The 12408-nt window shown below is 62.2% G+C and carries 11 protein-coding genes; 9 read left to right on the forward strand and 2 right to left on the reverse strand.

Features of this window, described 5'->3' with window-relative positions; all coding sequences use genetic code 11:
* The first annotated feature begins 592 nt into the window (after window positions 1–592).
* From AB4Y42_RS17090 to AB4Y42_RS17100, 3 genes are all read left to right on the forward strand, one after another.
* On the forward strand, window positions 593–2413 hold the full coding sequence (locus AB4Y42_RS17090) for a peptidase S10 (RefSeq protein WP_368694803.1): 1821 nt from the start codon (window positions 593–595) through the stop codon (window positions 2411–2413).
* A gap of 83 nt (window positions 2414–2496) precedes the next feature.
* On the forward strand, window positions 2497–2895 hold the full coding sequence (locus tag AB4Y42_RS17095) for a 2-oxoglutarate dehydrogenase (protein WP_368687996.1): 399 nt from the start codon (window positions 2497–2499) through the stop codon (window positions 2893–2895).
* 330 nt (window positions 2896–3225) lie between these two features.
* Complete coding sequence (locus AB4Y42_RS17100) at window positions 3226–3798, forward strand: hypothetical protein (protein ID WP_368687995.1); 573 nt, start codon at window positions 3226–3228, stop codon at window positions 3796–3798.
* Between the two features lie 26 nt (window positions 3799–3824).
* Here the strand turns inward: AB4Y42_RS17100 and AB4Y42_RS17105 are convergent, their stop codons facing one another.
* The gene (locus AB4Y42_RS17105; protein ID WP_368694950.1) at window positions 3825–4262 is read right to left on the reverse strand and encodes a YMGG-like glycine zipper-containing protein; all 438 of its coding nucleotides are present in this window, start codon (window positions 4260–4262) and stop codon (window positions 3825–3827) included.
* A 376-nt stretch (window positions 4263–4638) separates the two neighbouring features.
* Here AB4Y42_RS17105 and AB4Y42_RS17110 point away from each other — a divergent pair, with 376 nt between their 5' ends.
* The 5 genes from AB4Y42_RS17110 to AB4Y42_RS17130 all read left to right on the forward strand — a co-directional run bounded on the left by AB4Y42_RS17110 (window position 4639) and on the right by AB4Y42_RS17130 (window position 9936).
* A complete protein-coding gene (locus AB4Y42_RS17110) occupies window positions 4639–4875 on the forward strand; it encodes a hypothetical protein (RefSeq protein ID WP_368687994.1) in 237 nt (78 codons plus the stop codon).
* A 126-nt stretch (window positions 4876–5001) separates the two neighbouring features.
* Complete coding sequence (locus tag AB4Y42_RS17115) at window positions 5002–6069, forward strand: LacI family DNA-binding transcriptional regulator (protein WP_368687993.1); 1068 nt, start codon at window positions 5002–5004, stop codon at window positions 6067–6069.
* 72 nt (window positions 6070–6141) lie between these two features.
* Window positions 6142–7116, forward strand: a complete 975-nt coding sequence (locus AB4Y42_RS17120) for a substrate-binding domain-containing protein (protein ID WP_342921775.1) — start codon at window positions 6142–6144, stop codon at window positions 7114–7116.
* Entirely contained in the window at window positions 7117–8637 is a 1521-nt protein-coding gene (locus tag AB4Y42_RS17125) for a sugar ABC transporter ATP-binding protein (protein WP_368694804.1), read from the forward strand.
* A 24-nt stretch (window positions 8638–8661) separates the two neighbouring features.
* Window positions 8662–9936, forward strand: coding sequence for an ABC transporter permease (locus AB4Y42_RS17130; protein ID WP_368687991.1), 1275 nt, complete (start codon window positions 8662–8664; stop codon window positions 9934–9936).
* A 67-nt stretch (window positions 9937–10003) separates the two neighbouring features.
* On the opposite strand, the gene AB4Y42_RS17135 is transcribed toward AB4Y42_RS17130, so the two are convergent.
* Window positions 10004–10345 (reverse strand): BON domain-containing protein, encoded by a 342-nt coding sequence (locus AB4Y42_RS17135; protein ID WP_368694805.1) that lies wholly within the window; start codon window positions 10343–10345, stop codon window positions 10004–10006.
* A gap of 814 nt (window positions 10346–11159) precedes the next feature.
* Between AB4Y42_RS17135 and AB4Y42_RS17140 the strand changes: the two genes are divergently transcribed.
* Window positions 11160–12314 (forward strand): porin, encoded by a 1155-nt coding sequence (locus AB4Y42_RS17140; RefSeq protein ID WP_368687989.1) that lies wholly within the window; start codon window positions 11160–11162, stop codon window positions 12312–12314.
* Window positions 12315–12408: the final 94 nt, after the last annotated feature.

Below are 12408 nucleotides of genomic sequence, written 5' to 3' on the forward strand. Positions count from 1 at the left end.
TACCGTGCGGGCGTTTTATTTATAAGAGTAGCTAAATGAGCGGACGGGATAACCGTCACGCACCGAGCGGGAAGGGTGACCCCAATTGGGTGTGTCGGCCGGCGCACGCAAGCCACGGATTGCAATCGTTCAGATAACCCGTGGGGCATTGTCGAGCATGCATTCGCCCTTCGCTCGCGGTCGCGTTGCAACGAGATCCCGCATTGCCGACCCGCATGCACGCGGCTGTTTCATGCTCGACGCAATTGCTGCGTGCGCAACGAATCAGCGCGCATAGGTTCTGAAACTAGCCCTTGACAAAGTACTGCGGCGCCTCCTATTTTTCCTCTGCCACGTTTCATTACCAAATATTTCCAGCGCAATCCCGTCAGAGAAACTCAATGGTTTCGCCCGATGCGCTATGGATTATTTAGCAATCCATAGTAAATAAATAACGCTTAAGTTGAATCGACTTTGTCAGGAATGGAAAGTTAAATGTCAGCCGCTTCCTGCCGGTAATTGCAGTTGAAGTTTGATGCCTTTATTCAAGGAATTTTTGCCGGCGAACGCGGCCCCCGCGTAGTGTGACGTCATCATTCGAAGGGGTATAACAATGCATCCGGACAGTAAATCCCGCGTGGGCTCGAGCCGCAGTTGGTGCCAGCTGCGCCATGCAGGCGCAATCGCCATCGGCGTGCTGATGCTGGCGGGTTGCGGCGGTGGCGATAGCCCGTCCACGTCTGCCGCAAGCGCAATGAACCAGGTTTCGGCAAGCGAGAAAGCAGCCGCGCAAACGTCGAACTCGCCAAACGCAAACCAGCCCTATACGGACCCGATCGCCTACTCGCCGAACGCTACCGATGGCCTTGCCGCGTCGCAGGTTGCTGAAAAAGCCGCGATCATGCATTACCAGTGGACCTCGGGCAAGACGACGATCAACTACACGACGACCACCGGCCATCTGACCGCTTCGGACGCAAACGGCAATCCGGAGGCGACGATGTCGTATGTCGCCTATACCGCGCCGGCCACGAACGGCTCGCCGCGGCCGGTGACGTTCATCTATAACGGCGGCCCCGGTTCGTCGTCGATCTGGCTGCGTCTCGGCTCGTTTGCGCCAACGCGTGTCGCCACGCCCGATCCGCTGCTTACCAACTGGCCGAACTTTCCGCTCGTCAACAACGCCGAGAGCCTGATCGATACGACGGACATGGTGTTCATCGACCCGCCGGGCACGGGGCTTTCGGAGGCCATTCTACCGAACACGAACCAGAAGTTCTGGGGCTGCGATCCCGATGTGAACGTGATGCGCGATTTCATCAAGCGCTATCTGGCCGTGAATAACCGCAGCAGCTCGCCGATCTATCTCTACGGCGAATCGTATGGCACGCCGCGCACCGACATGCTTGCGCTCGCGCTCGAAGCGGCGGGCGTGCCGTTGACCGGCATCGTGCTGCAGTCGTCCATCCTGAACTACTTTGCCGATGCGATCGAGGCGACGGCCATTACGGATTCGACGGCGGGCCTGGTGCTCGATACCGATACACTTGCGGGTTATTACCCCGGCTATGCGGAGGTGGCCGCCTATTTCAATCTGGTTTCGCCGCCATTGATCGATCAGGGCCTCTTCGCGTTGCAGTCGGAGATCTTCGCGACGGGCCAGTACAAGCATTTCCGCAAGTACGCGCAATCGTGGGTGCTGAGTCAACTCGGCATTCCCGACGCGCTGGGCAAGCCGGTCTTTCCGCCCGAGAAAACGCTGGATTCTTGGCGCTGGCCTTCGAGCCTCACATTGCAGGCACTCAATGGCTACTTCAACGTGAATCCGTTCAATAACGAACTGATCCCGGGCACGACGATCGGTCGTTACGACGGGCGCGTATCGTTGCCGAATTCGGATCCGCGTTTGCAGAGCGACGGCGACCCGTCGGACATTCTCATCTCGCAGCCGTTCACGACCGCACTCGCCACGCAGATGCCGGATTATCTCGGCTACACGGCGCCGAATGCGACGTACATGCCGCTGAACGACAACATCATCGAGGTCTGGGACTTCTCGCACGACGGCCAGCCGCTGCCCGATACGCTGCCCGACCTGCTCGGCGCGATCCAGCTCAATCCGCAATTGAAGGTGCTCGCGGAGAACGGCTATCACGATCTCGCCACGCCGTTCTTCAATACGGAGAAGCAGCTCGCGCGTCTGCAAACGGTGGCGGGATTGAGCCCGAACCTGCAGGTCAACTTCTTCCAGGGCGGACACATGATTTATCTGGACGACGTGGCGCGCCCGAAGATGAAGGCCGATCTCGTGAGCTACTATGGTGGTCAACCCATCCCATTGGCGCTTTCGCTCTGGACGCTTCCGCAGCCGTGGCCCGACGAGAGTCCCGCGGGTACGCCGACTTCCACGGCAGTCGCGGCAGCGGGCCAATAACGTCACAGGCCGCGGGCTTCGTCGAGCGTCGATCATCGATAGTCGATTGAGGCCCGCTCCTCACTCATTGAAGGCGAGCGATCATGTCTACATTCAAAAAGCTGTGGTGCGTTGCTCCGCTCATGCTTTGCGCGATGGCTGCGGTCACGACAGGCCATGCGCAGGCGGCAACGCAAGCGGTGGCGCCGGTTCAGCTGCCGAAGGGCGGCCACGGCGTGGATGGCCCATTCTTCCCGTCGAACCGTCCAGCACCGCTTACACCCTCCACCGGAACGCAATTGCAGCAGCAAGCGCAGCAGAGGGTGGAAGCACGCCTCGGCGCGACTTCCGCGTTGAGCAACGGCGCTTCGATCACGAAGGCGCAGGCGCAGAGCAGCGGGCTCGGGTATATCGCGCAACATTTCGATCAGATCGACACGGCACATACAGGGAGGGTGTCGATGAGCGACGTGCGGCAGTATCTGCAGAAACAGGGCCAATGAGGATGCCGGTCTGTCGCGCTGCAGTGATCGGCGTCGTGGGCGTGCTGGCGGCGGGGGCAGGCGCCCCGGCCAGTTTCGCGCTCGACGCCGTTTCCGTCGTAATGCCTCAAGCCGTGAAGCCGTAACGCCTTTCCCATCGAATTTTCTGCACCCGAAATCTCCTGCTGACCCGCTCTCTCCATCAAATGATGGAGGCGCAAGCGTGCGCGGTTCCATAGGCTTAGGAAGCGGAGCGCTCACCGGCGCGAGCCGGGGCCTCCCTCTACGACTGCTTATGGCTCACTGCGCGTTATGAAGCCAGACGCCTGCTATGGTGACAAGGAGATGACCATGAAGATCAAGCATTCAAGAATGTTGTCGGCAACAGCCTTTGCACTGCTCTCGCTCAGTGGCGTCGCACACGCCGACGGTGGCCTTTGCTCGAACGCAACATTGAGGGGAGCTTACGGATTTCACGGGCATGGAGAAATTCTTGGCCTGCTGGATAGCAACAACAAGCTGCACCCATTTGCCTCACCGTCGACACTCGATGATGTCGCCATCGTGACGTTCGACGGCGCGGGTAAATTCACCCGTACCGACTTCGGCATGATCAACGGCTTGCCGAAAGGCGGGCAGACTGCCTTCAACCCGTACCAGAGCGGCACCTACACCGTGAATTCCGATTGCACGGGCATCATGAAACAGGTTTATGGCAGCGGCGGGCCGGTGCTGGCCGGTGTCGAGACCGACCTGCAGATCGTTGTTTCCGACGACGGGACGCTCATCGAATCCGTTGTCTATAAAGCGTATTCGCCCGCGTCCGGTCCCACCGCCGACGGCACGACGTGCCCGCCGAATTGCGATCAAGGTGTGCAGGAACAATTCGAGGGGAAGAAGGTTCTCGTTTACGGCTTCCGCTAAGCGCGTCTCTTCGATATCGTCCGGACCTAGCGCAGCGAGTAGCCCCGGCCCTGCATGCAAGCCTCCCACGCCTGGCGATAGTTAGCGAGCGCCTGCTGTTGCGACGATTCCATCTGCGCGTTCTGCGCCGCCGCGGCGCGCCCCTGGCGCCGGTGCGCTACGCCCCCGGCAACCGTGCCGGCCACGGCGCCGATGGCCGCGCCGTGGCCGGCATCGCCACCGATCGCACCCGCGGCGGCGCCAATGGCCGCGCCTCCGGCGGCGCCCCGGACGCGTTGGCCATTCGACGCCTGAGCTTGCGGTGCAGCGTTTGCCACGACCGCAGGGTCAACGCCGGTTTTCTGTTTTGCCCACGCATAGCAGGCACCTTCATCGGAACTTTGCTGCTGGGCGCTTTGGCCTTTCGACGGGTACACGACGGTTTGCTGCGCAAGGACCGGAAGTGCTGTTCCCGCAATCACCATTGCGGCGGGAATAAAAACGATGCGATTGATTCTCATGGAAGACGTTTCCCGTAGTGGCCTGAATGAGTCGGCAGAGAATATCTCGTGCTCATTCGATCGCGTAGGTCGATAGGGTAATAAGCGTTGTTCCCGTTGATACGTATCAATGGAGGTCAAAACGACGCCGAAGATTGCAAGTCGCGGCCGCATTTGATTGATTGGCTTTTGCATAAAGCAGTGGGATGGCGTGCGACAAATATTCTGGTTCTCACCGAACTCAATCCGGCTATGAATTGGCTGCCGGGCTCGCAAGGTGAGCGCACGCGTGCGCGCGATTGCGGCGGGTCCGATGGTACGCTTGGGCTTCTCGAGATCACATGGCTGGAGATTGCCGATCATGAAGCGCTTGTGCTGCGCAGCGTTCCTCGCCTTACTCGTTGCCGGCTGTGCTTCGCCGTCGCCGCCGCCCGCCGCCGACACCAACAGCTACATGCTGCATACGCCCGATGGCGCGCACCCCGGCGCGCCCGCCTCGAAGCCACCGAGGCTAACCGTGGGCGTCAGCGATCCCGACACGCAACTGATTCTTCCGTGGTTCCTAAACGACATCATCAACTTCGTGAACTACCGCTAGTCCTCCCTTTCTGCGGCGACCCGGAAAAACCCTCCCTTGAAGCCTGAAAATCCATTTCCTACTCTATGAAACGTTTCAGTTCGGGCGGATAACCTCAAGCGCGTCACCTCGGGCGGACAGACCAGTATGGACGACCGCAAGAAAAGTGCCAGTACACTCAAGGACGTCGCGAACGCAGCGGGAGTCTCGCTGGGCACGGCGTCCAAAGTGCTCGCGGGAGCCGCAAACGTGAGCGAAGCGCGCCAGCGCCAGGTCTGGGAAGCGGCCCGCAAGCTCGGCTACCGGCGCAACAGCCTGGCCGCCGAACTGCGCAGTTGCCGCTCCACGTCGATTGGTTTTGTCGTGCCCGACCTGACCAATTCGTTCTTCATCGAACTGGTCTGCGCGCTCGAAGACCATGCACTCGAATCCGGTTACCGGCTCATCCTGGCGCACGCCCAGGAGGACCCGGAGCGCGAAGCGGAGCGCATCCGCTTCGTCCTCTCGCGCCAGGTGGCGGGCATGATCATCATTCCCTGCCACGGCTACGAGCACGCGATCAGCGAACTGCGCGAATGCGACGTGCCGCTCGTGATGGCCGACCGCGTGGACAACAGCTTTCCCGCCAACACGGTCACGACCGACAGTCATCGCGCGGCGATGGACGGCACCGCGCATCTGATCGCGCTCGGCCACCGCCGCATCACGTTCATCGTCAATGCGCTCGACCTCGTGAACAGCCGCGAGCGTGCCCAGGGCTACCAGGACGCGATGCAGCGCGCCGGGCTGGCGCAGCACGCCAACGTCGTGGTATGCGGCATGAGCGATACCGAAAGCCACGCGACGACGCTCGGCGTGCTCGCCGCGCGCGAGCGCCCCACGGCGCTCTTCACGGGCGCGAACGTCGCGACGCTCGGTGCGCTGCGGGCGATCCGCGACGCGGGCCTGCAACTGCCGGACGACATCTCGCTGCTTTCCTTCGACGACGCGCCGTGGATGTCGGTGCTGCGTCCCGGCATCAGTTCGATTCGTCAGCCCGCCGAGGCGATTGCCCGCGGCATCTGGCATCTCCTGCACAAGCAGTTGCTGGGCGAGAACGCGGAGATCGTGCACTTGCGCATGCGTGCCGACTTGCGCGTGCGCGACAGCACGGGCCCGGTGCGGTATGACGAATGGGGCGAAGCGGCGCGTGCCTCTGCCGCGCCGCCGCTATAACGTTTTATTTTTCGCAGCACCCGAGGCCGGCCGCACGCGCCGCCCGGTTCAGACAACAAAGGAGACAGGGCAATGGACAGTCAACGACGCATTCTGATTGCGGGTCTGGTCGCCGTGCCGCTCGCCGGCGCAGCGGGTCTACTCGGGACGCTCAGCACGCCCGCGTTCGGGCAGCAGAAGAAATACCGCTTCGGCTTCTCGCAGGTGACCACGGTCGAGCCCTGGCGCGTGCAGTTCAACAAGGACATGAAAGCCGAGGCCGCGAAGCATCCCGAGGTCGATCTGATCATTGCCGACGCCGGCGACCGCACCGACAAGCAGAATGCCGACATGGAGAATTTCATTGCCCAGAAGATGGATGCGATCTTCATTTCGCCCAAGGAGTCGGCGGGGCTGACCGGCGTGGTGGAAAAGGCCTATAAGGCAGGCATTCCCGTGTTCGTGCTCGACCGCGAGGTGAACGGCGAATCCTATACGCAGTTCATCGGCGGCGACAACGTGCAGATCGGCCGCGAAGCCGGCGCATTCATCGTCAAGCTGATGGGCGGTCCGGGTCACGCGCAGGGCAATCTCGTCGAGGTCTGGGGCGGCTTCGGCGCGCAGCCGGCGCACGACCGCCACGACGGCGCGGCGAGCGTGATCGGCAAGGAGTCGGGCATCAAGCTCGTGGGCGAACGCGTGGACTGCGACTGGAAGCAGGACAAGGCGTACGAGTACATGAAGACGGTGTTGCGCGTGAATCCGAAAATCGATGTGGTCTATGGGCACAACGATCCCATGGCCTACGGCGCCTATCTCGCGGCCAAGGACGCGGGGCGCGACAAAAGCATCAAGTTCGTGGGCATCGACGGGTTGCCGCAGGAGGGCGCGACCTGGGTCTCGCAAGGCCTGCTCGCCGGCACGTTCATGTACCCCACGCCCGGCGCCGAAGGCATACGCCAGGCGCTCAAGCTGCTGCATGGCGAAAAGATCCCGAAGAAGGTCACGTTGCCGACCCAGGGAATTTTTGCGGACAACGCCAAGGCGTATATTGCTAGCCACTCCTGAATGAATGCCACTGCCACCGCGCCGCTCATCGAGGCGGCAGGCCTGTCGATTTCCTTCAACGGCAGCGCCGTGTTATCGAGCGTCGACTTCGATGTCGTGGCGGGGGAGGTGCATGCGCTCGTTGGCGAGAACGGCGCGGGCAAATCGAGCCTGATGAAGATGCTGGGCGGCCTCTATACGCCCGACAGCGGCACGATACGGGTGCGGGGCGTGCCCACGCGCCTCGCGAGCGTCAACGACGCGATCGATGCCGGGATCGCGGTGATTCATCAGGAGTTGAACCTCGTCGATACGCTGTCCGCAGTCGACAACATATTCCTCGGCAAGGAGCCGCGCACGCGCTGGGGCTTTCCTGACCGGCGCGCCATGCGCACGGCCGCGCGCAGCGTGCTTGGACAACTGGGCTTTCGCGCGAGTCCCGACGCGCTGGTCGGCGCGCTGCGGGTGGGCGAAAAGCAACTGGTGGAAATTGCCAAGTCGCTGGTGGCCGAAGCCCGGGTGCTGATCATGGACGAGCCGACCTCGGCGCTCTCCGATGCGGAGACCCACGCGCTCCTCACGCTCACGCGGCAACTGCGCGAACGCGGCATGGGCATCGTGCTGATCAGCCACCGGCTGGGCGAAGTCTTCGCCGTGGCCGACCGCGTGACCGTGCTGCGCGACGGCCGGCGCATCTCGACGCTGCCGGTCGCGCAGGTGGAGTCCTCGACGGCGCTCGTCTCGATGATGATCGGCAAGGACTTCGCGCCGCCCGAGCGCGGTGCGGACGAGGCGCCGCGCGCTCGCAGCACGAGTGTGGAAGTGCGCAATCTCTCGCTGTGGGGGCCGGCGCGCGCGATGGTGCGCGACGTGTCGTTTGCGGTGCGCGAGGGCGAAGTGTTCGGCCTCTCTGGCCTGCTCGGCGCAGGCAAGACCGAAGTGCTCGAAGCCATCTACGGGATCTCGGCCTACCGGCAGGAGGGTGTCATCGCGATTGCGGGGCAGAACCGGTCATTCAGGTCTCCAAATGAAGCCGCGGAATCGGGCCTCGCCTTCGTGACCGAAGACCGCAAGAAGGACGGCCTCGTGCTCGATCAGTCGCTCGAAGCGAACTTCGTGCTGCCGTCGTTGCCGCGCGTGCCCGGCTTTCCGTTCTACCGGCGGCGCAGGCTGTGCGGCTGGGCCGCCGAACAGGCGCGAGCCTCGCGGGTCAAGCATCGCAGTCTCGCGCAAAGCGCCAATAGCCTGTCGGGCGGCAATCAGCAAAAGCTCATCATCGGCAAATGGCTGATGACGAAGCCGCGCATCCTGCTGCTCGACGAACCGACGCGCGGCGTGGACGTCGCCGCCAAAGCGGAGATTTACCGCCAGATACTCGACGCGGCGCGCTCGGGCGTGACGGTGCTGATCGCCAGCTCGGAAATCGACGAATTGACCTTGCTGTGCGACCGCATTCTCGTGCTGTGCGAAGGGCGTACGAAACAGATCGTGCCGCGCAGCGATTTTTCCGGCGACCTGCTGATCAATCTCGCTTCGCCTTGAATCGATACTGACTGGAGACTGACCATGCTGCATGTGCAGGACCATGTCGCCGAGCCGGACGCGCCAACGCGCAGGCGTCAACTCAGCACGCTCATGACGCACCTGAAGTACTACCTGGGGCTGATCCTGCTGCTCGTGGTGGGCGCATTCACCTCGCCTCACTCGACCGATGGCAGCAACATCTTTCTCTCCAGCGCCAATATCTCCGACGTGTTTCGCGAGGTCGCCAACGTCGGCGTGATGTCGATCGGCATGACGCTCGTGATCATCACCGCGGGCATCGATCTTTCCGTCGGCGCGATCATGGGACTGGGCAGCGTGCTGACCGCCATGCTGCTGACCACGGAGGGATGGAACCGGGCGACTGACGCTTCACTCGTGCTCAACGCGATTGCCGTGTTCTCGATCGCGTTCATCGTGCTCGGTGCATGGCGCAGGCCGCAACGTTCGCATGGCGCGCATGCGGGCGCCGCACGCGCGGTGCGCGGCGGCATTGCGCTGCTGTGCGCGGCGCTGGCGTGCCTGTATATCGCGTTGCACGCGGCGCACCGCATGCCGCTCGCAGGCGTGCTCTGGATCGTGCCGCTCGCGGGCTTCACGGTGGGCAGCATCAACGGCTGGATCATCACGCGCGGGCGCATGCAGCCGTTCATCGTCACGCTCGCGGCGATGGTCGGCGTGCTCGGCGCTGCGCGGCTGATCGCCGGGCAGGACACCGCCGTCTATTCGATTTACAGCGGAACGAACGCGACCGCCGAAATCGAGAATCTGCGCGCGCTGCTGTTCAATCTGATTCCCGTGCCTGCGCTTTTCTTTCTCGTGATCGCGCTCGTGTTCAGTTTCGTGATGAATCGCACGGTGTTCGGCAAATATCTGTACGCGATAGGCGGCAACGAGAAATGCGCCGTGGTTTCAGGGCTCGATGTCAACCGCTACAAGCTGATGGCCTACGCCATTTCCGGCCTGCTCTCAGCGCTGGTTGGCGTGCTCTATGCGGCGCAGTACCGCCAGGGTAAGGCCGATGCCGGGTCCGGCTGGGAACTCGACGCGATTGCCGCCGTTGTGATTGGCGGGACGAGTCTTGCCGGCGGCGTTGGGCGGATATCGGGCACGGTGGCGGGCGTGCTCATATTCGGCTTCCTCGGCAACATCCTGTTGCTCAACGATATCGACAGCAATACCCAACTGGTCCTCAAAGGACTGATCATCGTGATTGCCGTGTTTCTGCAGCAGACCGACTATGGGCGCGGCGGCTGGATCAAACGGATCAGACATCTCATTGCGCGGCGCGATCGATAAATAAAGCACGGCGCGCGGACAATACAGGCGCCGTCCGCGCGCCGCGATTCATTCGATCTCATTGACCTCAGCGTCCACGCGCAAGCCAACTGTCCACCGATTGCACGCCTTCGACCGAAGCCGCGCTGCGCTCGGCGAGCGCGACCTGTTCGTGCGCGTCTACCCATCCGAGCAGCGTGACGGTGCCTCCTCGAGCAAAGACAAATATATGAGAAGTGTTGACGCCATTGCGCGCAAAAGCGACCCGGACGTTGTGCGCGAGTTGCGGGTTGCTTGCACCCGAGTCGGTTTGAGCCTGAACGGCCGGCACCATGGCGCTGGAAATCAGCAATGCGAGCGTGGAAGTGATGATGGCTTTCACGATACCTCCTTGCAGTGTGGCAAAAATGCCGGTGACAGCCGGCAGCAAGTCTTCCGTTCCTTCTTCAACGCAGGGCCGCGGAAGTCAGAGGGCAAACCAGCCCGCGCAGTGCGCGGTGCAATGGTCACCGCAAGGACGCGTCGGGGGTTCAGCCAGCCGGGCATGGAACGGCAACGCCATCGCCCGGCGAAAGTTGCGCTGGTGCGTGCTGGTGCATTGCGTTCGGACGGGACGTCGCGCGCGCGACGTGGCGGGGAACAGCGGGAGTCGAGGCGCGGGGAATTGCGTGGCGCGATGGTCTGAAGCCGGAAAGCCCGCGGGATTGATTCGACGTCCCGCGCTGAGTGTGCTTACCGGAGAATCTCAACTCGTTGCCCGGCAGGGTATACCTTGATCATAGTCGCTATTGCCGAGGCCTGCTGGTGACAGCGCTCTCAGCAGAACTGCAACGCTGCGGACACAACGGGCAAAAAATTTCCGTGTTGTCGTTGCAACTTCACAACGTCAGAGCGTCGCTTTTGAAAGCGCTGTCAAGCGCGATTTGGCCGAAGTAGCACGGCTGTTCGGTGTATTTCCCTCGCTGCGCATATTTTCCCGCACGACCGCAAACGGAGTTGCGAGCTTTGTGACCATAACGGAATGGTCACAAAGCAGGGGTCTACTCCGGGGCCGCGCGGCGCGCAACTGTTATCGGTAACATCGTTTTCCCTGGACTGCCGGTTCGATACACGGGGCAGGCGCGTCCCTATAATCGCCTCGAAATGTGATTCGGAACATTTCAGTGAGGCAGCCTGGTAGGGAACGTGTAGAGCGCACGCGACCTGCGCGGTTTGGAGACGCCAAAATATATATAGGATATCTAATGAACAAGAAGCTTATTGCATTGTCGGTGATGGCTGCTGCGACGACGATGGCGCACGCGCAGAGCAGCGTCACCCTGTATGGCCGTATCGACAACGGCGTGCAGTATGAAACCGGTCTGCCGGGCGGTAGCAGGTTCTCGGCACAGAGCGGCGACTGGGGTTGCTCCTGGTTCGGCCTGCTGGGCTCGGAAGATCTGGGCGGCGGCACGAAGGCGGTGTTCCAGCTGGAAGGCCAGCTCAATACGATGACGGGCGCTTCGGCGGGCAACCTGTTCGGGCGTCACGCCACGGTGGGCTTCAGCAACGACCGCTTCGGTCTGTTCAAGATGGGTAATCTCGGCGCCGGCGAACTTTCGCAGGACAGCTGGGGCGCGGACCCGCAGTTGATGCAGCGTTACGCGATCTCGACGCTGGTGCGCGGCCGCAACTGGGCGAGCACGAGCAACGGCGCGGAATATGATTCGCCCACGCTGTTCGGCGGTCTCGTGTTCAAGGGCCAGTATTCGCTGACCAACAACACGAGCTGGAACTCGGCGCCGGTCAACGCACAAGGCGTGCCGACGGGCCAGGGCCGTACGAACGCGATTGAAGGCATCTATACGTGGGGCAGCGGCGATTTCCGCGTGATCTATGACGAAGTCCGCGGCGCGGACGGTTCGTTCAACAACGTGTATTCGGCTTCGCGCTCGATTCTCGCTGGCGGCACGTATGTGATCGGTCCGGTGAAGATCTACGCGGGCTACCAGCACTTGAGCGCACCGAGCGCCACCAACGCAAGCGTGGGCGTGACCGACGCGTCGCAGCCGGCTGGCGTACGCGCACCGACGGCGGTGGACCACGAGTGGATCGGCGCTGGCTGGCAGGTGAACGACGCGTCGGCGATCACGGCTGCGGTGTTCCATGCGAACGCGAACAACGGCAACGGCAACGCCACGCTGTTCACGCTCGGCACGACGTACAACCTGTCGAAGCGCACGTTCCTGTACGCGGAAGCCGGCTACGTGCACAACAGCTCGACGTCGAACATCAACCTCGGCAACGGTTCGTACGGCAACAACAACTTCGACGCGGCGACGGGCACGTCGTCGAACGACAACCCGAACTACGGCCACAGCCAGACCGGCGTGTTCGCGGGCATCATGCACATGTTCTGATTTGACTTCGTTTGACCTGTAGTTGTTGTGATCTCTTTGTGTTAGGTACTGCTTAATTCTCTTTCATAGAGAGGCCGGTGCGATCTCTCCTCCA

This window comes from Paraburkholderia sp. EG286B, assembly GCF_040965655.1.
Lineage (GTDB): Bacteria > Pseudomonadota > Gammaproteobacteria > Burkholderiales > Burkholderiaceae > Paraburkholderia.

Bases quoted from the DNA above. Each gene is read 5' to 3' on its own strand.
- AB4Y42_RS17090 (WP_368694803.1), top strand. From the start codon at position 593: ATGCATCCGGACAGTAAATCCCGCGTGGGCTCGAGCCGCAGTTGGTGC.
- AB4Y42_RS17140 (WP_368687989.1), top strand. From the start codon at position 11,160: ATGAACAAGAAGCTTATTGCATTGTCGGTGATGGCTGCTGCGACGACG.
- AB4Y42_RS17125 (WP_368694804.1), top strand. From the start codon at position 7,117: ATGAATGCCACTGCCACCGCGCCGCTCATCGAGGCGGCAGGCCTGTCG.
- AB4Y42_RS17105 (WP_368694950.1), bottom strand. From the start codon at position 4,262: ATGGTGATTGCGGGAACAGCACTTCCGGTCCTTGCGCAGCAAACCGTC.
- AB4Y42_RS17095 (WP_368687996.1), top strand. From the start codon at position 2,497: ATGTCTACATTCAAAAAGCTGTGGTGCGTTGCTCCGCTCATGCTTTGC.
- AB4Y42_RS17130 (WP_368687991.1), top strand. From the start codon at position 8,662: ATGCTGCATGTGCAGGACCATGTCGCCGAGCCGGACGCGCCAACGCGC.
- AB4Y42_RS17115 (WP_368687993.1), top strand. From the start codon at position 5,002: ATGGACGACCGCAAGAAAAGTGCCAGTACACTCAAGGACGTCGCGAAC.
- AB4Y42_RS17100 (WP_368687995.1), top strand. From the start codon at position 3,226: ATGAAGATCAAGCATTCAAGAATGTTGTCGGCAACAGCCTTTGCACTG.
- AB4Y42_RS17110 (WP_368687994.1), top strand. From the start codon at position 4,639: ATGAAGCGCTTGTGCTGCGCAGCGTTCCTCGCCTTACTCGTTGCCGGC.
- AB4Y42_RS17120 (WP_342921775.1), top strand. From the start codon at position 6,142: ATGGACAGTCAACGACGCATTCTGATTGCGGGTCTGGTCGCCGTGCCG.